Annotated in this window: 16 protein-coding genes and 1 tRNA gene; 3 read left to right on the forward strand and 14 right to left on the reverse strand. The window is 60.5% G+C overall.

The annotated features are described in order from the left end of the window. Nucleotides 1–7 precede the first annotated feature (7 nt). Nucleotides 8–1,705, reverse strand: coding sequence for a FimL-related protein (locus tag BLT26_RS09700; RefSeq protein ID WP_091512784.1), 1,698 nt, complete (start codon nucleotides 1,703–1,705; stop codon nucleotides 8–10). Nucleotides 1,706–2,027: 322 nt separating this feature from the next. On the opposite strand from BLT26_RS09700, the gene nhaB reads away from it, so the two are divergent. Next, nucleotides 2,028–3,569: a sodium/proton antiporter NhaB gene (gene nhaB, locus BLT26_RS09705; RefSeq protein ID WP_091512788.1), complete on the forward strand. Its 1,542-nt coding sequence runs from the start codon at nucleotides 2,028–2,030 to the stop codon at nucleotides 3,567–3,569. A gap of 73 nt (nucleotides 3,570–3,642) precedes the next feature. On the opposite strand, the gene dnaQ is transcribed toward nhaB, so the two are convergent. Genes dnaQ through BLT26_RS09720 form a run of 3 tightly spaced genes read right to left on the reverse strand, consistent with a single transcriptional unit; the run spans nucleotide 3,643 to nucleotide 5,624 of the window. After that, nucleotides 3,643–4,374 carry a DNA polymerase III subunit epsilon gene (dnaQ, locus tag BLT26_RS09710; RefSeq protein ID WP_091512792.1) on the reverse strand — a complete coding sequence of 244 codons (732 nt, stop codon included), beginning with the start codon at nucleotides 4,372–4,374 and terminating at the stop codon, nucleotides 3,643–3,645. Between the two features lies 1 nt (nucleotide 4,375). Then, nucleotides 4,376–4,813 (reverse strand): ribonuclease HI, encoded by a 438-nt coding sequence (gene rnhA, locus BLT26_RS09715; protein ID WP_091512795.1) that lies wholly within the window; start codon nucleotides 4,811–4,813, stop codon nucleotides 4,376–4,378. Between the two features lie 22 nt (nucleotides 4,814–4,835). Then, the gene (locus BLT26_RS09720) at nucleotides 4,836–5,624 is read right to left on the reverse strand and encodes a class I SAM-dependent methyltransferase (protein WP_091512799.1); all 789 of its coding nucleotides are present in this window, start codon (nucleotides 5,622–5,624) and stop codon (nucleotides 4,836–4,838) included. Nucleotides 5,625–5,804: 180 nt separating this feature from the next. On the opposite strand from BLT26_RS09720, the gene gloB reads away from it, so the two are divergent. Together gloB and BLT26_RS09730 are read left to right on the forward strand one after the other, a co-directional pair. Then, nucleotides 5,805–6,575 (forward strand): hydroxyacylglutathione hydrolase, encoded by a 771-nt coding sequence (gene gloB / locus BLT26_RS09725; RefSeq protein WP_091512802.1) that lies wholly within the window; start codon nucleotides 5,805–5,807, stop codon nucleotides 6,573–6,575. A 199-nt stretch (nucleotides 6,576–6,774) separates the two neighbouring features. Continuing rightward, nucleotides 6,775–8,496 carry a lytic transglycosylase gene (locus tag BLT26_RS09730; protein ID WP_175453077.1) on the forward strand — a complete coding sequence of 574 codons (1,722 nt, stop codon included), beginning with the start codon at nucleotides 6,775–6,777 and terminating at the stop codon, nucleotides 8,494–8,496. A gap of 182 nt (nucleotides 8,497–8,678) precedes the next feature. On the opposite strand, the gene BLT26_RS09735 is transcribed toward BLT26_RS09730, so the two are convergent. The 10 genes from BLT26_RS09735 to BLT26_RS09780 all read right to left on the reverse strand — a co-directional run bounded on the left by BLT26_RS09735 (nucleotide 8,679) and on the right by BLT26_RS09780 (nucleotide 22,172). Then, nucleotides 8,679–10,559, reverse strand: a complete 1,881-nt coding sequence (locus tag BLT26_RS09735) for a SurA N-terminal domain-containing protein (protein WP_091512806.1) — start codon at nucleotides 10,557–10,559, stop codon at nucleotides 8,679–8,681. A 111-nt stretch (nucleotides 10,560–10,670) separates the two neighbouring features. Further along, nucleotides 10,671–10,943 (reverse strand): HU family DNA-binding protein, encoded by a 273-nt coding sequence (locus BLT26_RS09740; RefSeq protein WP_010132873.1) that lies wholly within the window; start codon nucleotides 10,941–10,943, stop codon nucleotides 10,671–10,673. Nucleotides 10,944–11,201: 258 nt separating this feature from the next. Continuing rightward, entirely contained in the window at nucleotides 11,202–13,607 is a 2,406-nt protein-coding gene (gene lon / locus BLT26_RS09745) for an endopeptidase La (protein WP_091512809.1), read from the reverse strand. A gap of 317 nt (nucleotides 13,608–13,924) precedes the next feature. Beyond that, complete coding sequence (gene clpX, locus BLT26_RS09750; protein ID WP_091512813.1) at nucleotides 13,925–15,214, reverse strand: ATP-dependent Clp protease ATP-binding subunit ClpX; 1,290 nt, start codon at nucleotides 15,212–15,214, stop codon at nucleotides 13,925–13,927. 152 nt (nucleotides 15,215–15,366) lie between these two features. After that, the gene (gene clpP / locus BLT26_RS09755) at nucleotides 15,367–16,008 is read right to left on the reverse strand and encodes an ATP-dependent Clp endopeptidase proteolytic subunit ClpP (protein WP_091512816.1); all 642 of its coding nucleotides are present in this window, start codon (nucleotides 16,006–16,008) and stop codon (nucleotides 15,367–15,369) included. Nucleotides 16,009–16,180: 172 nt separating this feature from the next. Beyond that, nucleotides 16,181–17,494 carry a trigger factor gene (tig, locus tag BLT26_RS09760; protein ID WP_091512820.1) on the reverse strand — a complete coding sequence of 438 codons (1,314 nt, stop codon included), beginning with the start codon at nucleotides 17,492–17,494 and terminating at the stop codon, nucleotides 16,181–16,183. 194 nt (nucleotides 17,495–17,688) lie between these two features. Further along, nucleotides 17,689–17,773 (reverse strand) — tRNA-Leu (locus BLT26_RS09765). A 202-nt stretch (nucleotides 17,774–17,975) separates the two neighbouring features. Continuing rightward, nucleotides 17,976–19,151, reverse strand: a complete 1,176-nt coding sequence (gene fadA / locus BLT26_RS09770) for an acetyl-CoA C-acyltransferase FadA (RefSeq protein WP_091512824.1) — start codon at nucleotides 19,149–19,151, stop codon at nucleotides 17,976–17,978. A gap of 11 nt (nucleotides 19,152–19,162) precedes the next feature. After that, nucleotides 19,163–21,319, reverse strand: a complete 2,157-nt coding sequence (gene fadB, locus BLT26_RS09775) for a fatty acid oxidation complex subunit alpha FadB (protein WP_091512827.1) — start codon at nucleotides 21,317–21,319, stop codon at nucleotides 19,163–19,165. Nucleotides 21,320–21,575: 256 nt separating this feature from the next. After that, on the reverse strand, nucleotides 21,576–22,172 hold the full coding sequence (locus tag BLT26_RS09780) for a cupin domain-containing protein (RefSeq protein ID WP_091512831.1): 597 nt from the start codon (nucleotides 22,170–22,172) through the stop codon (nucleotides 21,576–21,578). Between the last annotated feature and the right edge of the window lie 41 nt (nucleotides 22,173–22,213).

Below are 22,213 nucleotides of genomic sequence, written 5' to 3' on the forward strand. Positions count from 1 at the left end.
AGCCCGGTCAGGCTGCCTCCACCGGGTAGCCAAGCACAGCGAGGCTTTCCAGCGCGAGTTTGAGGGAATCGGGATTGGCCTTGCGATGCATCCGGACCTCACCCAGATAGTATTCGAGGCTGATGATCGCATCTGCGAAGGTATCGAGCGCCTGCTCGATCTCGGGCACCGCCTCGCGTTGCTGCATCACTGTCTCGACAAAGTCCACCAGGCGCTCCACCACGCCCGCCGCACGGGTAAGGTTCAGTACGACCAGTCCACCCCGGACGGAATTCAGGGTGGTGGAGACATTGCGGATATGGCCGTAGTCGTAGCCCGATTCGGCATAGGAAGCCAGGGCACGCTTGATCAGCGACAGGCCGGCCTCGGCCTCCTTCAGCACCGTCACCTCCGCCTCAGCCAGCTGGCTCATTTCCACCGCGGAATCCGCGTGGCCGAACTCATCCACGTCAATACTGGAACTCTGGCGCAGCGCCCTGATGGTATTGTCCACCTGCAGGACCTGCTGGGTCAGGTTTTGCAGCGCAGTCTCAGTCGCAGTACCACCGAGTTGGGCTTCGGAACGCAGGGCGTCAACCGCCTTGCCCAGCTCGGTGCCCACTTTATGGAAGTTGAGCAGCAGGAGAATACTGGCAATCTTGCCCAGGTTCGCCATCAGCCCCTCGTCCTCACACAGGCCGCTCACGCCGAGGGTCTCCACATCATCGAGCATGCGCCGTACACCGGAGAGCTCCTCGTCCAGGGCCACGGCCACCGCGGTGATGGCAGTGGCCCCGGGGCCGCCCAGGCTTGCACGCTCCCGCTCCAGCTCTGTCTCGCCATAGCCAAGCGGCGCCACATTGAAGGTTTCCAGGATGCGGGCACCCTGGCCACGCGGTCTCGACAACGCGAGCCAGTAGAGGCTCTCTTTCATCAGCACCGCCGGTGGGGATTGGTCGAGGGCCTTGTCTCCCTCACGCTGCAGTGCGCGCAGGCGGCGATCAAACATGCTGAAAACCATCACCCGTGAGCGGCTGATGTGCATATTGCTGGCCGCCATACCCGCAAGTGCAGAGCCTGCCACAGCCCAGAGCTTCCCGATTGGGCGGCCCGCAGTCACACTGGCCACCCGCTGCAGGGCCCGGGCCATCATCGTATACGCCGGCTGGCTGGGCTTGCCCTGCAGCAGGGCCAGCAGGCCTACCTGGTACATGTGGCGGAAACGACGCACGAAACTGCGCAAGTCCTCCGACATGACCGCTGAGGAAACCGCGCCGGGCACGCTGGCATCGAGGCGGCAGCTGAAGAAATGACTCTCCGGCACAGGGGGTTCGGAGAGCGTTGCCCGGAGGTGATTGATGTAGGGAATCAGCAGTTCCGGTCTGGCAACGCCGCGGTTCTGCACGAATTCCAGATAGCGGGTAATCACATAAAAAGAAGTGCTGAGCGCCTCCATTACCTCGCCTGAGGGCTGCGTCTTGCCAGTCTCCATGTCAGTGAGGGCTCTCAGCATCTCCTGTGCAAGCAGCTCACCACTCTTGAGCTGCACCATCTGCAGGACACCGCAGACCTGGCGCAGCCCGGCGATGCAGGAGCCGAGGGATTCCCTGTTGCCCTCTTCCGCAGCGAACTGGTCCAGCAGTGCCGCCGCACTGTCGACGGCGGCCACCAGTTCGTCCTTGACCAGGTTTACTGAGGTTATGTTGATCTCGCGCGATTCTGTCACTGCTACACGACGCCTTTTATTTCATCAACCAGATCATATTTTGACCACCTACGGGCTTCCCGGCCCGGGCGGCTGGCCAATTTATACTAAACTCGTCGAGATTCCACTATCGGGATGTCAATTTCCATCGAACAATCGACATTTCCGCTACTACAGGGACTCACAGGTAACAGTCGCTGGGATTCCCCGCGACCGCGCCGTTTCAGGACTCGGCCCGAAATGACCGTAAAGAGCCGCCGGGCCGGACTCCGGCGCGCGCCGCACGCGCTCCCCCGGCCCTCTTCACACGGAAACTCTTGCGCCACACCAAGGATGTTCACCGATGAGTGTCCACAAGAAAGCGCCCCCTCCCTCCGAGGGAGACCTGGGATGGGCGTTCGCCGCAAACTTTCTTGGCGAAGCGCCGGACTGGTATAAATTCACCATCGCCCTCTCGCTCCTGCTGAATCCCGTATTGCTCTTTACCGTCGGGCCTTTTATTACCGGCTGGATATTGCTCGCCGAGTTCATTTTCACCCTCGCCATGGCATTGAAGTGTTACCCACTGCAAGCGGGCGGACTACTAGCCATCGAGGCCACTCTCCTGGGACTGACATCGGCGGACGCGGTCTATAACGAAGTCAGCACAAATATCGAGGTCATCCTGCTGCTGATGTTCATGGTGGCCGGCATTTATTTTATGAAGGGCCTGCTGCTATTCCTGTTCACCCGCCTGGTTCTTTCGGTTCGTTCCAAAACGCTGCTTTCCTTGCTCTTCTGTGCAGTCTCAGCGCTGCTGTCAGCCTTCCTGGATGCGCTGACCGTCACCGCGGTTCTGATAGCTGTTGCCGTGGGCTTCTATGCGGTTTACCACCGTGTGGCGAGCAACCAGCCCCACCACCACGACAGCCATGACCACTCCTCAGACGAGCATGTGGTCGAGTACCACCGTGAGGATCTCGACCAGTTCCGCGCATTCCTGCGCAGCCTCGTCATGCACGGGGCGGTGGGCACCGCCCTGGGTGGCGTTTGCACGCTGGTTGGTGAACCCCAGAACCTGCTGATAGCGGAAAAGGCGGGCTGGGAATTCCTGGATTTTTTCCGGCGCATGGCCCCGGTCACCTTACCCGCCCTGTTCGCCGGGCTGGCAACCTGTTTCCTGGTGGAAAAAATGAAAGTCTGCGGTTATGGCGCCAGGCTGCCGGCAGCGGTCAGGGAAATCCTGGACATTTACGCTCATGAGGAACAGGGCAAACGTTCCGGACGCGATGTCGCCGAACTATGGGTGCAGGGAGTGGTGGCAGTGCTGCTGGTATTCGCGCTCGCACTGCACGTCGCGGAGGTGGGTCTCGTCGGGCTAATGGTTATCATCCTGCTGACAGCGTTCAATGGGGTAGTGCAGGAACCCAGGATCGGCCACGCATTCGAGGAAGCCCTGCCATTCACCTCCCTGCTGGTGGTGTTCTTCGCCATCGTTGCGGTGATCCACGAACAACACCTGTTTGAACCCGTTACGCACTGGGTGCTGGGCATGGCACCCGAGCGGCAACCGGGCATGCTCTTTATCGCCAACGGAGTGCTGTCGATGATCAGTGATAACGTGTTCGTCGCCACGGTATACATCGAGGAGGTCAAGAGTGCCCTGGAGGCGGGCGAAATTTCGCGTGAGCATTTCGAGAAGCTGGCCATAGCGATCAATACCGGCACCAACTTGCCAAGTGTCGCCACCCCGAATGGACAGGCGGCATTCCTGTTCCTGCTCACCTCTGCCCTGGCACCATTGATCCGGCTGTCTTACGGGCGCATGGTTGTAATGGCCCTTCCGTACACAATAGTACTGAGCGCGGTCGCGCTGGCCTGCGTGGTATTTATTGTGGGCGGCTGAACGCGCGCCGGGCCATTCACGGGTGAGCCGCATGGAGTCCATCCCGAGCCGTTACGCTAGCCCCTGCTACGGATCACTTCCAGAAATGCCTGCCGGCACTTTTTTCCAGGGCCGCCAGCATCTCGTTGTGTGCCTGGATTTCCTCGGCCGAGGCCGTCGGCACCGGCAGCGGGCGACGGTCTGCCGGCAGGCGGCGAATGGCGCCGGGGGCCAGCTGTTGACTGTTTTCCCCTTCGTCACCATCGCTGCTGCGCTCCCCGCCCTGCGCCAGGGCGAGGTCGGTCTGCCCCCCGGTCATGGCAAGGTAGACGTCGGCCAGGATCTCCGCATCGAGAAGTGCGCCATGCAGGTCCCGCTGGGAGTTGTCGACGAAATAGCGCTTGCACAGCGCATCCAGGTTGTTCTTCTGTCCCGGGTGTTTTTCCCTGGCGAGGGCCAGCGTGTCCAGCACGCTGCAATGGGCGGCGACGGTCTGCCAGCGGGGACTGGCCAGCCGCTTCAGCTCCCAGTCGATAAAGCCGACATCGAACGCAGCATTGTGGATGACCAGCTCGGCGCCCTCGCAGAAGGCCATGAACTCATCGGCGATCCGGGCAAATACCGGCTTATCCTGCAGGAATTCGTTGGTGATTCCGTGCACCTCGATGGCGCCGTCATCCACCTCCCGCTCGGGGTTGATGTACTGGTGATAGTGCCGCCCGGTGGGCTTGCGGTTGACCAGCTCCACGCAGCCGATCTCGATGATGCGGTGGCCACTCTTGGGGTCGAGGCCGGTGGTTTCCGTATCCAGGACTACCTGACGCATTTCAGCTCTCCAGTTCATCTATACCGCGGTTGGCCAACTGGTCGGCGCGCTCATTGCCGGGGTGGCCGGCGTGCCCCTTGACCCAGTGCCAGTGCACGTCATGATCAGCGATCCCTTCGTCCAGCTCGCGCCAGAGATCTGCATTCTTTACCGGTTTCTTGGCCGAGGTTTTCCAGCCATTCTTCTTCCAGTTGTTGATCCAGCTGGTGATGCCCTGGCGCAGGTATTGGGAATCGGTGTGCAGATCCACGCGGCAGCGTTGCTTGAGTGCCGCAAGCGCCTTGATCGCGGCAAGCAGCTCCATACGGTTATTTGTCGTATGGGGCTCCCCACCGTAGAGCTCTTTCTCCGCATCGCCGTGGATCAGCAACGCGCCCCAGCCGCCCGGACCGGGATTGCCCCGGCAGGCGCCGTCGGTATATATGGTGACTTGTTTCAATTTGACTGCTTGTTTTTCGTAGTTAGCGTTTTCGATGCCCGCGACGCGCAGCCACCCGCGGGCTTGTGGGGACCGGGCGCAAGGCTGGCTGGCGCTCGCCGCGCCACTGGATGCGGAGGGTGCGCATGCGCGCCACTTCTTTGCGCGCGACTATGATGTAAAAGCCACCCCATGGCAAGCGCCAGCGCGCGCCGAGTCGCTCCATCCAGCTGGTGCGCGCAAGCAGTTCCCGATGCTGCAGCGGCAAGCGAAAAAATCCCCGTTCCAGCGTGTTGGCCTGCAGGTCGAGCAGGTTCATCCAGTCCTCCAGCCGGGCCGCACGGAGGTGATTGCCGTGCTGCACGGCCGCCCGGGAAAACAATAGCCGGGAGGCTCCCAACAATGAGAAGGGGTTGAATCCCACCAGCACCAGGTGTCCCCCGGGGATCAGCACACGCGCGGCTTCGCGCAGGACCTGGTGTGGGTGCTCGGAGAAATCCAGCAGGTGATGCAACAGCACCACATCGATGGACTCCGAGGGCAACGGCAGCTGCTCGAATTCCACCACCGCTGCCCCTGCCTGGCGGGAAGACGGGCTCAGGCGGAAGCAGTGGTTGATCCGGCTGCAGGCGGCAAAATCTATTGCATCCGTCACCCCGGCCTGCATCAGGTGGTAGCCGAACAGGCTTTCAACCAGGGGCTGCGCCAGCGCCAGCTGCTGGCTCAGGATCTCCTGGCCCAGCCCGCTCTCGAACCAGTTGGCCACATCGGTACAGGCCTGGGTCAGGGGCGGGACTTCTGCACCCTGTGTACGAAGCGACACTCTAGCCATTGGCTCTCCGACGGTTTTGCCCTCCGCATGGCGAAACGGGATTACACAGGGAAGCCAAGATGTGGAACCGCCACCCCGATTTATGCCCGCGGCCGACGACCCTGTGCTCGGGCGCTGCCCTGGAGGTACTCTCACTACACTATGTTATCGTTACGCAAGCTAGATTAACCGGTCATAACCATGCTCACAATATCACCTATTCCCGCGTTTAATGACAATTACATCTGGCACCTGGAGCGAGACGGAGAGCACTGGGTGGTCGATCCCGGCGAAGCGCAGCCGGTTATTGACGCGCTGGCCGGGGAACAGCTGGCGGGCATCCTCATTACCCATCACCACCTGGACCACACAGGGGGTATTGCTGAATTACGCGAACATTACGACTGCCCGGTGTACGGTCCCGGCTCGATCGACGGCGTGACCGAGCCCCTGGCAGACGGCGACAAAATCGAGCTTCTCGGGTATCCGGTCCGTGTGATGGCGGTGCCCGGGCACACCCTGGACCACCTGGCACTACTGCTGGAGGAAAATACTTCAGATGGGCAACAGTACCACCTGTTTTGCGGCGACACCCTGTTCGCCGGTGGCTGTGGCCGCCTCTTTGAGGGCACGCCCGAGCAGATGTACGCCTCACTGTCGAAGCTGGGCGCCCTGCCCCCCGAGACGCTGGTCTACTGCGCGCACGAATACACCCTGGCGAACCTGCGCTTTGCCGCCGCGGCGGAGCCCGGTAACAGCGTGTTGCAAAACCGGATTTCGGAAACCGAGTCCCTGCGCGCCCGCGACCAGGTCACCCTGCCTTCCACCATCGGCGAGGAACTAGCCACCAATCCCTTCCTGCGCTGCCACATACCGGCTTTGTCCCGCTGCGCCAGCAACCATGGCGCCGAGAACAATCCTGGAGAGGTGGCTGTCTTCGCCAGCCTGCGCAAGTGGAAGGACAATTTTTAACCAACCAGATACTCCGGAATGGCATCCGCTTGGTCCCCCTGGCCGCAACTCAAGGCAAATTGCGCAAAAACTAGCCAGTTTCCATTGACCGAAACCTGATCAGCTCTTTAGAATCAGAACATTACAAACAGAAGCTCAGGCTCAATAGTAATTTAACCGCCCTGGGCTATCGAACAGCAGAAAACTCGCGGATACCGGCATGGTTCAAAAGAAACTGGCTGTTGCCATATTGGCAACGGCAATGGGGGCCTGCGCGCAGCTCGAGGAACAGCAAGCGTCGCAGCAGCGTTCACTGGATGATCGGGAAGGAGCCCATGAGCAGAGCAGCACCAACCTAGTCACGGCCCCCAAAGTGGATAAAGCACTGCCGCCCGTCGATATCTGGGACCGCCTGCGGCGCAATTTCGACCTGCCCCGTCGCGTGGATCAGCCGAAAGTGCGCGATTACATCGCTTACTATTCACGTAACGAGGGCTACATGGCCCGGGTTACCGAGCGCTCGCGCCGTTATATATTCCATATCGCCGAGCAGCTGGAAAGAGCCAACCTGCCGATGGAACTGGCTCTGCTCCCGATCGTCGAGAGTGCCTACGACCCGTTTGCCTACTCCCATGCAAGTGCGTCGGGCATGTGGCAGTTCATTCCGGCTACCGGACGCTCTTTCGGCCTGCACCAGAACTGGTGGTACGACGGCCGCCGCGACGTGGACGCCTCAACCAAAGCCGCAGTCCGCTACTTTACCTACCTGAACAAGAAGTTCGACGGTGACTGGGAGCTGACCCTGGCTGCGTACAACGCCGGCGAAGGCACCGTCCGGCGCGCGCGGGAACGCAATGCCCGTCGCGGCAAGGGCACCAGTTTCTGGGACCTGCCCCTCCCGCGTGAAACACAACGCTATGTTCCCCAGCTGCTGGCCCTGGCAGAAGTGATCTCCCGCCCGGACTACTACCGGGTACCCCTGCACGACGTGGCCAATGAGCCCTACTACACCAGCGTGGACGTGGGCAGCCAGATAGACCTGGCCCAGGCGGCGGAGCTGGCTGACATCGAAATTGAAGAACTGCAACTGCTGAACCCGGGATTCAGTCGCTGGGCCACCGATCCCAACGGCAAGCACGAGCTGCTGATCCCGATCGACAAGCGCGACACCTTCGTAACCGCACTGGCTGCGATACCCGAGGAGCAACGCGTCAGCTGGGAGCGTTACAAGATCGCGCGCGGCGATAGCCTTTCCACCATTGCCCGACGCTACGAGACCTCGGTCGACGCCATCCGGCAGGCAAACAAGCTTCACGGCAACAATATCCGTGCCGGCAAGACCCTGCTGATCCCGCGTGCATCAGGGGCCAACGGCCAGTACGCCTATGCGCTTGACCAGCGAGTGGGCCGCAGCGGCTCCGGTTCCAGCGGACGCAAGACCAGCTATACCGTCCGGCCGGGAGACACCCTGTGGGAAATAGCGCGCACCCTCGGGGTCAGCGTCCGCCAACTGGCAAGCTGGAATAGTATGGCTACGGGCGAGACCCTGCGTCCCGGGCGCACCCTGGTAGCCTACAGCAGCGGCGGCAACAGCAGCGACACCCGCAAGGTTTCCTATCGTGTGCGCGACGGCGACTCTCTCTGGAAAATCGCGCGCTCCCTCGGGGTCAGCGTCAGTCAACTGGCAAGCTGGAACAATATGACTACGGGGGAGACCCTGCAACCCGGGCGTACCCTGGTAGCCTACAGCAGCGGCGGCGACAGCAGCGCCACACGCAAGCTTTCATACCGTGTGCGCAGCGGCGACTCCCTCTACCGCATCGCCCGGAAATTCAGCCTCGAGATCGACGATATCCTGCGCTGGAACAAGCTCAGCCGTTCCAGCTACCTGCAACCAGGCCAGCGCCTGACCCTGTTTGTCGACAGGGCCGCAAGCGGTTGATGGCAGCCCTGCCCGAGAAAGAAAAAACCCGGCCCAGGCCGGGTTTTTTTATATCTCACCGAGCAGTACTCCAGCCATACGCACGCCCGCCCCAGTTTCCGGCAAGCAGGCGCGGGCCATGGCAGCTTATCGCAGGTATAAAAAAGCCCGGCCGGGGCCGGGCTTTTTCTTGCCGGAAGCTCTTACTGCGCTTCCACTACCTCGATATCTGCCCTGTCAGCCAGGTACCTCTGCACCGCGGCGAGCTCGGCGCTACCGCTCAGGGAGGCCAGTTGCTGGCGGAGAGCCTGCCGCTGCTCCGGAGTCTGGCGCTTGAAATCACCCTCGCGGACGTCGCGCAACTGGAGGATTACCTGATCCCCGCTGTCAGTGGCGAACACCTTGATTGCAGCCGAACCAGATGATGGCGCCGCCATGGCGAAGGCTTCAGAGATAATCTGGCCGCGCTGGCCGACACCCCCGCGACGGGTATTGTCGCTGGATTTCAGGGACAGCTGCTGTTCTTTCGCAACCTCGGCGAATTCGGCACCCGAACGCACCTGCTCGGCAAACGCCTCTGCCCTCTCAGCCAGCTGCATGCTCGCCTTCTCACGCTTGAGCTGTTCGACGATGCGCTCGCGCACTTCCTCGAGCGGATAGGTGCCAGCCGGCTGATGCTCAGTCACCCGCAGGACCACGGAGTGATCCTCTGTCAGGTTCAGCACGTCAGAAGTGTTACCGTCCAGCATCACCTCCGGTGCAAACGCAGCGGCGACTACCTTGTCATTGGCCGCAATGCCGGGTCCGCCCTGGCGACCGAACAGCGGCAGCTGCTGCAGGGAAACGCCCAGTTCCTCTGCCGGGCCGGCCAGTGTCTCGGCGTTATAAGCCAGGTCTGCGAGACGCCCGAGGGCAGCGACAAACTCGCGCTCGGCTTCAGCGTTGCGCAACTGTGCGGTAATGGCGGCTTCCCGCTCCTCAAAGGATGGGGGTTCGACGCCCTCAACCTCAAGCAGCTTGATGAAGTGCGTGCCGGCATCCGTCTCGACCGGACCGGAGACGCCCCCGACATCCAGCTGGGCAAGGGCCTCCTCGAATGCCTCCGGGAATACATCCCCGTCGGTGAATCCAAGATCACCGCCCTCCTCACTGGAGCCCACATCGTCGGAATACTCACGGGCGAGAGCGGCGAAGTCCTCGCCCGCTTCAAGCCTGGACTGAATCTCGGCAATTTTTGCCTCGTCAGCATCCTCCAGAAGGATGTGCGCAGCCCGGCGGCGTTCGCTGGCCTGGTAATTCGCCGCTTCCTGTTCGTACTGTGCGCGAACATCCTGCGGAGACACATCGATATTCTCGGCGAACACCTCGGGCTTCAGCTCGATATATTCAATGGCCACCTGTTCCGGACGCTTGAAAGAGGCCTCGTTTTCGGCGTAGTAATCCTGAACTTCCTGCTCGGACACACTGACTTCGCCGAGCATATCTGTCACAGGCAAGACTACGTAATCGAAATCCCGCTCCTCCATCGAGATCTCGACCACTTCCTCGGCATCGGCACGGGTGGCTATCGCAGTGCCGGATACGCTGTCAGCATATTGCTGCAATACCAGGTCACGCTCCATCACCTGGCGGAAACTGGCCGGGCTATAGCCCATGCGGCGGAGGGCATCCCGAAACATTTGCGGGTCGAAAGTGCCATTTACCTGGAAGGCGGGCACCTGTACGGTTTCCCTGTCGATGGCGGCAGTGCTCATGACCATACCGCTATCCTGCGCTGCCTGGCGCAGTACGGAACTGGTCACCAGCTGTTGCAAAACCGGGCCGCGCAGGCGCTCGTCAGTCAGGAGGTCAGCCGGTGCGTTGTCACCGTACTGGCTCAAAATCATATTGCGGCGATTCTGGATCGCGCGCTGCAGGTCGAGGTTGGTAATTTTTTCACCGTTGACTTCGGCCACCTTATCGGTAGCGCCGCCACTGCTGCCGGCGAAAAAGTCGATTCCCCCAATGACCATAATGAAACCGAAAAAGCCGGCCACGATGATTGCGGCTGTGCCTTTCAGGTTATCGCGCATGGACTGAAGCATGCTCAGCTCCGAAAAATAACTCTAGATAAATTTATATGGGCCAGAAACAAAAAAGGCGCATCCCAGCGATACGCCTCTTCTGAAGCTTCGAACCTCGCGGGTCCGTGCCTCTTAGTTTACTGCGTCTTTCAGGGCTTTACCGGCCTTGAAATTCGGGATCTTGGCAGCGGCGATTTCGATCGGGTCGCCGGTGCGCGGGTTGCGGCCAGTGCGCGCAGCGCGTTCTTTAACGGCGAAAGTACCAAATCCTACCAGAGCTACCTGATCACCCTTTTTCAGTGCATCGGTAATGCTGTCTACCATGGCGTCCAGAGCACGGCCGGCCGCTGCCTTCGGAATGTCTGCAGATGCGGCAATTGCTTCAATCAGTTCGGACTTATTCACGCTTAATCCCTCTGTTCTTTTCTAGGTATGTACTGGGAGCCCCCTCGCAGGGCTCCTCCGCGTTCGAGCCTTGTCATCGGCGAATTGGGCGCCGATCAATAAGCCACGTGTTATACCAACTGCCCGATAGCGGGTCAAGGAAGCATGCGGGTTTCAGGGCAGTTGGACAATTAAGCGACAGCTTTTGCTGGCGGTCAGATTATTTTTTAAGCGGCTTCAGGGGCACCCTGCGGTGCCCCTGCAATGGCGCGAATTTTATTAATGGGTGCGAACCTGGCCCTGGGAACGCTCCTCAGCCTTCTTCTGCAGGGCCGAATACTCTTCGTCCGTCAGGGACTGCGGCTTGTGTTCAAGCGCAAGATCGAGCACCTGGTCGATCCACTTGACCGGCTTGATCGTGAGGTCCTGCAGGATATTGTCCGGGATGTCCTTCAGGTCGCGCTCATTGTCCGCCGGGATCAGCACCGTCTGGATGCCGCCCCTGTGCGCCGCCAGCAGCTTTTCCTTCAACCCACCAATGCGCAACACTTCGCCCCGCAGGGTAATCTCCCCGGTCATGGCCACGTCCGAACGCACTGGAATACCGGTGAGAACGGAAGCCAGCGCCGTGCACATCGCGATACCCGCAGACGGGCCGTCTTTCGGGGTGGCCCCCTCAGGCACGTGGATATGGATATCCCTGGTTTCATGAAAGTCTGGTGCAATGCCGAGGGACTGGGCCCGGGCCCTGACAACGGTCAGTGCCGCCTGGATAGACTCCTGCATCACATCACCGAGCGAACCGGTCTTGATGACACGGCCCTTACCCTGCACTGCCGAGGACTCGATGGTAAGCAACTCACCACCCACTTCTGTCCACGCGAGCCCGGTAACCTGGCCGATCTTGTTTTCCTCCTCGGCGCGACCGAAGTCATACTTCCGCACACCCAGCAGGTCTTCCAGCTGGTCGGGCTGGACCACTGCCTTGCTGGTGGTGGACTTGCGTACGTGCTCGGTAACAATCTTGCGGCAGATCTTGGCGATCTCGCGGTCGAGCCCGCGCACCCCGGCCTCGCGGGTGTAATAACGGATGATGTCCCGGACGGTATCATCGGACAGCGACAACTCGTCCTCTTTCAGGCCATTCGCTTTGCGCTGCTTCGGGACCAGGTAGCGCTGGGTGATGTTGACCTTCTCGTCCTCCGTATAGCCCGGCAGGCGGATAACTTCCATCCGGTCGAGCAGCGGGCCCGGGATATTCATGGAGTTGGAGGTACACACGAACATCACATCGGACAGGTCATAATCAACCTCGAGGTAATGGTCGTTGAATGACTTGTTCTGCTCGGGGTCGAGAACCTCCAGCAGCGCCGAAGCGGGGTCGCCGCGCTGGTCCATGCCCATCTTGTCCACCTCGTCGAGGAGGAACAGCGGGTTCTTGACCCCCACTTTCGAGATCTTCTGGATCAGCTTGCCTGGCAGGGAACCGATATAAGTGCGGCGGTGGCCGCGGATCTCCGCCTCATCCCGCACGCCACCGAGGGCCATGCGTACATATTTCCGGTTGGTCGCCCGCGCCACTGACTGGCCCAGGGAGGTCTTGCCGACGCCGGGAGGCCCGACCAGGCAAAGGATCGGCCCCTTCACTTTCTTGACGCGCTTCTGCACAGCGAGGTATTCGAGGATACGCTCCTTGACCTCCTCGAGCCCGTAGTGATCCTTGTCGAGGATTTCCTCCGCCTTTTTCAGGTCGTGCCTGACCCGGCTGGCCTTCTTCCACGGCACACTCAGCATCCAGTCGATGTAACTGCGCAGCACGGATGCTTCCGCGGACATCGGCGACATCATCTTCAGTTTCGCCAGCTCGGCGCGGGTTTTCTTCTCCGCTTCCGCACTCATTCCGGATTCGGCGATTTTTTTCTCGAGCTCCTCGACCTCGTTGGGCTCTTCGGTGATCTCACCCAGTTCCTTCTGAATGGCCTTCATCTGCTCATTCAGGTAGTACTCGCGCTGGCTCTTTTCCATCTGCTTCTTGACCCGGCCACGTATGCGCTTTTCCACCTGGATCAGGTCGATTTCCGAATCCATCAGGCCGAGCAGGGTCTCGAGCCGCTCCTTGACGCTCGATGTCTCCAGCAGCTCCTGTTTCTGGCCGAGCTCAAGCGACATATGGGCGGCAATCGTGTCGGCCAGGCGCCCGGGCTCGTCGATGCCGGAAAGGGAGGTAATCACCTCGCTCGGCACTTTCTTGCTCACCGAGACATACTGCTCGAACTGGCTCATTGCGGAACGCACCAGGGCCTCGGCCTCGGCTTCGGGCAGCTCCTCTGTCTCCAGCGGCTCTACCCTGGCACGGTAGTGACCGTCGCCCTCGATCACCTCGAGAATATTGACGCGCCGGCTTCCTTCCACCAGTACCTTGACGGTTCCATCGGGTAATTTCAGGAGCTGGAGAACACTGGCGACAGTACCCACGCGGTAAACGTCATCCGCGCCGGGGTCATCCTCCGAGGCCTGCCGCTGGGCAACGAGAAGCACCTGCTTATCGGTACGCATGGCCTCTTCCAGCGCATCGATGGATTTTTCCCGGCCCACAAACAGCGGGATGACCATATGCGGGTACACGACAACGTCGCGCAATGGCAGCAGCGGAAACTCTTGCTTGGTGTCGGATGGCTGATCCATAGAACTCCTCTCGGCCCGATCACTGGGTATACAGTCGCGCCGCGATTGGCCGCAACGCTGAAAATTCATCCGCAAACCTGCGGCTAAGGCTAGAAGATGGGGTGACGGCGGCCGTATTACAAGGGCCGGTCACGGGGATTTTTGCCCCCACCAGTCACTTCCCAATCGCCAGCCTTTCCTGACCGTTAATAATATAGGGATATTCGGCCCCCGACGGGAATCTATCTGCGCGAGGCGCCAGATACCCCAGACTGCCGCACAATTTTCACAGGCATAAAAAAAGCCCCGAAACGGGGCTTTTTTATGCCGGAAGGTCTCTACTCCTCGGGAGCCGCCTTCTGCGTATTGGCGTCATTACTCTCATAGACCAGTAATGGCGCCGACTCGCCCTTGATGACCGCTTCGTCGATCACAACCTTGGCGACATTATCCATAGAAGGAATGTCGTACATCGTCTCCAGCAGGACCGATTCCATGATCGAGCGCAGGCCCCGGGCACCGGTTTTCCGCTCCATGGCCTTGGCGGCCACCGCGTCCAGGGCATCTGGACGGAAATCCAGCTCGACACCTTCCATCTCGAACAGCTTGCCGTACTGCTTGGTGAGCGCGTTGCGCGGCTCGGTAAGGATCTGGACCAGGGCCGGCCCGTCCAGCTCCTCGAGCGTAGCGGTGACCGGCAGGCGACCGACGAACTCCGGTATCAGGCCGTAGCGCACCAGGTCTTCCGGCTCGAGACCCAGCAGGATTTCGCCAAAGTTGCTTTTGTTGTCCTTGGACTTCACCTCGGCACTGAAGCCGATGCCGCCCTTTTCCGAGCGGTCGCGGATAACCTTGTCGAGACCCGCAAAGGCGCCCCCGCAGATAAACAGGATGTTGGTGGTATCCACCTGCAGGAACTCCTGCTGGGGATGCTTGCGCCCGCCCTGTGGGGGTACTGAGGCGACCGTGCCCTCGATCAGCTTAAGCAGGGCCTGCTGGACGCCCTCACCGGAGACATCCCGGGTAATCGACGGGTTGTCTGACTTGCGGGAAATCTTGTCGATCTCATCGATATAGACGATACCCTGCTGCGCTTTTTCGACGTCATAGTCACACTTCTGCAGCAGCTTCTGGATGATGTTCTCGACGTCCTCGCCCACATAGCCGGCCTCGGTCAATGTGGTCGCATCCGCGATGGTGAACGGTACATTGAGCAGGCGCGCAAGTGTCTCTGCCAGCAGCGTCTTACCGCTGCCGGTGGGACCCACCAGCAGGATGTTGGACTTGCTGAGCTCGACTTCATCCTTGCCCTTGACCGCGCCCTTGCTGCGCAGGCGCTTGTAGTGATTGTACACAGCCACCGCCAGCACGCGCTTGGCTCGCTCCTGGCCAATGACGTACTGGTCAAGGATCTCGGTAATCTCTTTCGGGGTGGGCAGCCGGCCCTCCGGACCTTCCGAACTCTCCTGTACCTCTTCTCGAATGATATCGGTGCAAAGTTCGACACATTCGTCGCAGATAAAGACAGACGGGCCCGCAATCAGCTTGCGCACCTCCTGCTGGCTTTTGCCACAGAAAGAACAGTACAGCAGTTTGCCGTTGTCTTCTCCACTGCTCTGGTCGGTCATCAAAATACTCCGTGCTCAGTCGGCCAGCCGGTGGCCCGGCTTCTCTCATGTGTTCTATAGCAAGATGCTGCCTTTCGGCGCGTTTTTCAAGCCTTTTGTCGTCCGGGGGGACGGACAACCGGGCCAGGCAGATTTCCGACCGGCCAACCGCGTTACTTCTCCAGCCCCTGGCGACGGGTAAGTACGTCGTCTACAAGTCCGTACTCGCTCGCCTCGTCGGCGCTGAGGAACTTGTCCCGTTCGGTATCCCGCTCTATCTCTTCAATGCTGCGCCCGGAATGGTGCGCCATCAGCTCGTTGAGGCGCTGCCGGATCTTGAGGATTTCCTGGGCGTGAATGTGGATATCGCTTGCCTGCCCCTGGGCGCCGCCACTGGGCTGGTGGATCATTACCCGTGAATTGGGCGTGGCAAAACGCTTGCCCGTAGCACCGGACGCAAGCAGGAATGCCCCCATACTGCACGCCTGGCCGATACACATGGTGCTCACGTCAGGCTTGATAAACTGCATGGTGTCGTAAATGGACAGGCCGGCAGTCACCGATCCCCCCGGGGAGTTAATGTACAGGTGAATGTCCTTGTCAGGATTTTCCGCCTCCAGGAACAGCAGCTGTGCAACCACCAGGTTCGCCATGTGGTCCTCGACCGGCCCAACCAGGAAGATCACCCGCTCCTTGAGCAGGCGGGAATAAATATCGAAAGAACGCTCGCCGCGGGCAGTTTGCTCCACAACCATGGGCACAAGCCCGGAGGCTGAGGTTTCGATGGTGGACTGGGGGTATTCAAAACGTGCCATAAGTACCGTCGCTTCCTTTTTTGGCGTATCAGGCGAGAGGCCCCGGAACTGCCAGGGGCTGAAATACTGGGTTTTCTGAGCTTAACCGGTCGGGCGCGAGAAAGCCAGCCGGCGGGAAGGGGGGAAGAAAGGGATCCGGCGACCGCTCAGGCGGCCGCCGGGCAGAGGCATTTTAGCCTTGCTGCTGGGGCTTGATAACGTCGTCGTAGGAGCTCTTGACTTCCTCGACCTTCGCCTTGTCCAGCACGAAATCCACCACCTGGTCTTCCAGCACCACAGACTCGACACCGGAAAGCAGCTCGCGGTTGCTGAAGTAGTACTCGACAACTTCCTCCGGCTGCTGGTAAGTGGAAGCAAGCTCTTCAACCTTGGCTTTCACGCGCGAGGCATCGACCTGCAGTTCATTCTGCTTGACGATCTCGCCCACAACCAGGCCGAGCACTACGCGGCGCTTGGCCTGCTCTTCGAACATGGTGTCCGGGAGCATCCTGGCGGCATCCTCCGGCTTGATCTGGCCACCGAACTGCTGGACCATCTGGCCACGCAGGGTCTGGACCTCGCCGGCAACCAGTGCAGCCGGCAGCTCAACCTGGTGCTTCTCGAACAGCTGGTCCATGACCTGGGTCTTGACCTTGTTCTGTGCCGCGTTCTTCAGCTCGCGCTCCATGTTGTTGCGCACTTCCTCGCGGAACTTCTCCTCGCCGCCCTCTTCGACGCCATAGGCCTTGAAGAACTCCTCATCGAGTTCGGGCAGCTCGGGTTTCTCGGAGGACTTCACCTTGATGGTAAAAGTAACTTCAGCGCCGCGCAGCTCTTCGGCCTGGTAGTCCTCGGGGAAGGTCACCTCGATGTCCTTCTCCTCGCCCGGCTTCATGCCCAGGATACCGTCCTCGAAGCCCGGGATCATCTGGCCGGAGCCCAGCACCAGCTGGTGATCCTCGGCCTTGCCACCCTCGAACTCTTCGCCGTCTTTCTTGCCGACGAAGTCGATGGTCACACGGTCACCCTTCTGGGCCTTGCGCTTGGTATCTTTCCAGCCGGACTGCTGCTTGCGCAGAACGTCGATCATGTTGTCGACGTCTTTGTCGGTCACTTCCGCAACCGGGCGCTCAACGCTCAGCTCAGCCAGGTCGGCCAGCTCAACTTCCGGGTAAACCTCGAAAGTGGCGACATACTCCAGGTTCTCGCCCGGCTCGGTCTGCTTGGCCTCGATGCTGGGCTGACCGGCAGGCTTTACCTGCTCCTGCTGCACGGCCTCGTAGAAAGAGCGGCTCATCACTTCGCCCAGCACTTCCTGGCGCACGCCTGCGCCATAGCGCTGGCGGACAACTTTCAGCGGCACCTTGCCCTTGCGGAAACCGTTAATGCGCACGGTCTTGGCCGCCTGCTGGAGACGTTTATCCACTTCTTTATCGACGACTTCCGCCGGCAGGTTGACGGTCAGACGACGCTCCAGGCCGGAAGTTGTTTCGATGGAAACCTGCATCTTAATCCTCGTGAGACTCTCTGTAGTCGCGCCGCAGCGCCAGCTCTTGCGTGGTCGACGGAGCCTTCCGATCGACCTTCCTCTCAGGCCCAGCACCGGTCGCGAATAGCTGACTGGCAGGCTGGCGCCAAATACAAGCAGTCCGCGCCTGGCCACTGTCCGGGCCGGCTGAGCGGACTGCACTGTTCATAGCTTGGTGGGGACGGGGAGACTTGAACTCCCACACCTTGCGGCACCAGAACCTAAATCTGGCGTGTCTACCAATTCCACCACGTCCCCGTGACCACTGCCGCTAACTCATTGATATATATGCATTTTACTGCACTGACCCGTGGGCCCCGCGACAGGGGGAGCAGATTGTGCCACAGCCACGGGGGCGCTTCAACAAAATGCCCGCGGCGGCCACCGCCGCGAGGGGGCTGCGGACAATAAAAAAGGGCGCCCGGCGGGCGCCCTTTCCGTGCCAGAGGCAGAAGGCCTGTCAGACCCGCTCCACGATAGTGGTAATGCCCTGGCCGAGGCCGATACACATGGTGGACACACCAAGGTCCCCGCCCTCATTCTGCATAACCGACAACAGGGTACCCGTGATACGGACGCCACTGCAGCCAAACGGGTGCCCCAGGGCGATGGCGCCCCCGTAGAGGTTCACCTTCTGGTCCATGTCATCGAGCAGCTCCAGGTCCTTCAGCACTGGTAGCGCCTGTGCCGCAAAAGCCTCGTTCAGCTCGACCTTGTCGATATCGCCGATACCCAGCCCTGCACTCTTCAGCGCCTTCCGGGTGGCAGGCACCGGGCCGTAGCCCATGATTGACGGGTCGACGCCAGCCAGCGCCATCTCACGCACCTTGGCAATCGGCTCCAGTCCCAGTGCCTTGGCACGCTCGGCGGACATAACCAGCATGACCGAGGCGCCGTCGGTAATCTGGGAGGAAGTTCCCGCGGTCACCTGGCCGTGCTTCGGATCGAACGCAGGCTTGAGCTGTGACAGGCCCTCGACGGTGGTATCCGGGCGGATGGTCTGGTCAGACTCCACCAGGAAGGGTACGCCGTCCTCGTCGTGACCCTCGATCGCGATGATCTCCCGGTTGAACTTACCCTCCTTGGTGGCGGCAGCGGCACGCTGGTGGGAACGCGCACCAAACTCGTCCATCTGCTTGCGCTGGATACCGTGCATCATGGCCAGGTATTCAGCGGTCATACCCATGGAACCGGCTGCCTTGGCCATATGGCGACCGAGCATCGGGTTGGGGCTGACGTGCTCCATCATATTCAGGTGCCCCATGTGCTCGACACCGCCCACCACGTACACGTCACCAAGGCCCGCGCGAATGTTGGCCGCGGCAGTGTGCAGGGAAGACATTGAAGAACCGCACAGGCGGTTCACCGTCTGCGCAGGAATGGTATGGGGCAGCCCGGCACGCAGAACGATAAAGCGGGCAACGTTGAAGCCCTGCTCGTCCCGCTGCATCACGCAGCCCCAGATCAGGTCATCGATTTCAGCCGGGTCCAGCTTGTCATTGCGCTGGAGAAATTTTTTCAGCAGTTCTGCTGACATGTCGTCAGCACGCACGTTGCGGTATACGCCGTTCTTGGAGCGGCCCATGGCCGTGCGGGCGTAGTCGACAATCACGGCATCTCTGGGATTCAGACTCACGTTAATTCTCCTCACTTATTGCCGTAGTAGGTTTCGCCTTTCTCGGCCATTTCGCGCATGCGCTCGGTGGGCTTGTACAGTTCACCGAGGTCTGCGTACTTGTCTGCCATCTTCACGAACTCAGCCATGCCGATCTTGTCGAGCCAGCTGAAGATGCCACCGCGGAAGGGCGGGAAACCGATACCGTAAATCAGGGCCATATCGCCCTCAGCCGGGGAACCCACGATATCCTCCTCCAGGCAGCGGGCCATTTCGGTGGCCATGGGCACCATCATGCGCTCGATGATTACATCCTTCTCGAACTCTTGCGGCTCGGCCACATGTGGCTTGAGCAGTTCATAGGACTCATCGGTAGCCACCTTCTTGGGCCTGCCCTTCTTGTCCTCTTCGTAGTTGTAGAAGCCCTTGCCGTTCTTCTGGCCGTAGCGCTCGGCTTCGTACATGACATCGGAGGCGGCCTTGAAGGACTTGCCCATGCGCTCCGGGAAACCCTCGGCCATTACTTCTTCGGCATGCACACCGGTATCGATACCGACCACGTCCATCAGGTAGGCGGGACCCATCGGCCAGCCCCAACGCTCCATGACCTTGTCGATCTCCTGGAAATCCGCGCCGTCTCGCACGAGCATGGAGAAGCCAGCGAAATACGGGAACAGCACGCGGTTGACCAGGAAGCCGGGGCAGTCGCGGACCACGATCGGCTTCTTGCCCATCTTGTTGGCGAAGGCCACCACACGCGCAATGGCGTTGTCAGAGGTCTTCTCACCGCGAATCACTTCCACCAGCGGCATCTTGTGCACCGGGTTGAAGAAATGCATGCCGAGGAAGTTTTCCGGTCGCTTCAGGGCTTCAGCCAACTTGTCGATGGAAATGGTCGACGTATTGGAGGCGATCACGGTGTCGTCGCTGACCTTGCCTTCCACCTCGGCCAGTACCGAGTGCTTGACCTTCAGCTTTTCCACCACGGCCTCTACCACCACGTCGACATCGTCGAAGCCGTCATAGCTCAGGGTCGGCTCAATGCGGTTCAGCGTCTCACCCATCTTGGCCGGCGTCATACGGCCCCGGTCGACGAGCTTGGTCAGCAGCTTGTTGGCCTCTTTCAGGCCCAGGTCGATACCCTTCTGGTCGATGTCCTTCATCTTGATGGGGGTACCCTTGTAGGCTGACTGGTAGGCAATACCGCCACCCATGATCCCAGCGCCCAGTACCGCGGCGCGCTCGATCTTCTTGTCCGCCTTCTTTTCCCAGCCCTTGGCAACCTTGCCGATTTTCTGGTCGTTCAGGAACAGGTTGACCAGGGACTCGGCCGTGTCTGTCTGGGCACACTCGATGAACTTCTGCTGCTCGATTTTCAGGGCCTCGTCGCGACCGACCTTGTACCCCTCCTCGATGGATTCGACCGCCTTCACCGGGGACGGATAGTGACGCCCGGCCTGCGCGCCCACGAAAGCCTTGGTGGTGAAGAAGGCCATCATCGCCTCGGTGTCGTTGAGGGGAATCGGCGACTTCTTGATTTCGCGGCGGGCCTTGTAATCCAGGTCACCATTGATGGCGCGACCGAGCAGCTTGAGTGCAGCGTCCCTGAGCTTGTCCGTGGGCACCACCGCATCCACCGCGTAAGCGGTCAGGGCCGCATCCGGCTTCTGCTCCTTGCCAGCGGCGATCCACTCGGCGGCGACATCCACACCCACAATACGCGGCAGGCGCACAGTGCCGCCCCAGCCGGGAATGAGGCCAAGCTTGGTTTCCGGCAATCCGACCTTCGCCTTGTCGCCCATCACGCGATAGTCACAGCCCAGGCAGACCTCAAAACCGCCACCGAGGGCATAGCCGTTGATCGCCACCACGCTGGGTACCGGCAGGTCTTCCAGGCGGCTGATATTTTCGTTGTTCTTGTTCATCAGCTCGGCGACACCTTCCGGCCCGGCGGAAAAAGCACTGCCGAACTCGGTGATGTCAGCACCGACGATAAACACATCCTTGCCACTGGTCAGCAGCACACCCTTGAGGCCATCCGCCGCTTCGATCGCGTCCAGTGCCTCGGAGAACTCCGCTACAGTCTGGCGATTGAACTTGTTAACGGACTCACCTTCGAGGTTGAAGTTGAGCTCGGCGATGCCGTTGTCCAGCATCTGCACGGTTAGCGCTTTGCCTTTGAATAACATTGATTGACCTCTTGGATTCGGGGCTCGAGTTGGCCCGGGGTCGAAATTGTGTGGGACCGGGGATTGAGGGCGCCGTCAGATTAGAGTGACGACCTGCCCCATTTCGGTCAGCCAGCCCTAGTATAGCCAGATTCAAACATACGTTTGAATAGTCTTTTGTTACAAATTCGATGGCACCAGCGGTACAGGAGTTCAGAATTTGGCCAGGATTCCGTCGACTGACAGTGAAAATGCCGCAAAACCTTGCCGCGCCCCGTCACACGCAGGGTGGGGTGTTGGCACTCACGAGAATACAGTCGCAATCTCCCGGATTGCGGAAGCGGTGCGGCCTGCGGCTGCTGAAATAGTAGCCGTCGCCGGGGCCGAGAACCGCCACCTCGGCGCCTACGGTTACCTCCAATTGACCTGATACGACGATTCCCCCCTCCTCACCGGAATGGCTGAGCATCTCCGGCCCGGTGTCACCTCCGGGGGGATAGGTTTCGTACAGGATAGACATCTCGCGGTTACTGTGGCCAGCGGCAAGAAGGCGGTGCCCGACCGCGCCGGTGCCCACATCCGGCATATCTTCGGCGCGAAAAAAGACGGAGGGGGAATCATCGAGCTGCAGGGAGAAAAACTCCGCAAGAGACATGGGGATACTGTCCAGCACCTTCTTCAGCGAACCCACTGACGGGCTGACCCTCCCCTGCTCGATCAGGGAGATGGTGGCATTGGTGACGCCCGCGCGTTTCGCGAGCTCGCGCTGGGACCAGCCCCGCATCAGGCGCACAGACCGAAGCCGCGCGCCGACATCGACGCTGTCCTCTTCCCTGAGTTCCGGGGCTTTCGTCGCCGGTTCGGTTCCAGCCATAGTTCACCCGCCTGTTGCATGGCTCCAGTCTACGCCTTTCG

The organism is Microbulbifer yueqingensis, assembly GCF_900100355.1.
Lineage (GTDB): Bacteria > Pseudomonadota > Gammaproteobacteria > Pseudomonadales > Cellvibrionaceae > Microbulbifer > Microbulbifer yueqingensis.

Coding starts and splice junctions, on each gene's coding strand:
- gloB (WP_091512802.1), top strand. CDS start 5,805: ATGCTCACAATATCACCTATTCCCGCGTTTAATGACAATTACATCTGG.
- BLT26_RS09720 (WP_091512799.1), bottom strand. CDS start 5,624: ATGGCTAGAGTGTCGCTTCGTACACAGGGTGCAGAAGTCCCGCCCCTG.
- clpX (WP_091512813.1), bottom strand. CDS start 15,214: ATGACCGACCAGAGCAGTGGAGAAGACAACGGCAAACTGCTGTACTGT.
- clpP (WP_091512816.1), bottom strand. CDS start 16,008: ATGGCACGTTTTGAATACCCCCAGTCCACCATCGAAACCTCAGCCTCC.
- nhaB (WP_091512788.1), top strand. CDS start 2,028: ATGAGTGTCCACAAGAAAGCGCCCCCTCCCTCCGAGGGAGACCTGGGA.
- lon (WP_091512809.1), bottom strand. CDS start 13,607: ATGGATCAGCCATCCGACACCAAGCAAGAGTTTCCGCTGCTGCCATTG.
- BLT26_RS09730 (WP_175453077.1), top strand. CDS start 6,775: ATGGTTCAAAAGAAACTGGCTGTTGCCATATTGGCAACGGCAATGGGG.
- dnaQ (WP_091512792.1), bottom strand. CDS start 4,374: ATGCGTCAGGTAGTCCTGGATACGGAAACCACCGGCCTCGACCCCAAG.
- BLT26_RS09780 (WP_091512831.1), bottom strand. CDS start 22,172: ATGGCTGGAACCGAACCGGCGACGAAAGCCCCGGAACTCAGGGAAGAG.
- tig (WP_091512820.1), bottom strand. CDS start 17,494: ATGCAGGTTTCCATCGAAACAACTTCCGGCCTGGAGCGTCGTCTGACC.
- BLT26_RS09735 (WP_091512806.1), bottom strand. CDS start 10,559: ATGCTTCAGTCCATGCGCGATAACCTGAAAGGCACAGCCGCAATCATC.
- fadB (WP_091512827.1), bottom strand. CDS start 21,319: ATGTTATTCAAAGGCAAAGCGCTAACCGTGCAGATGCTGGACAACGGC.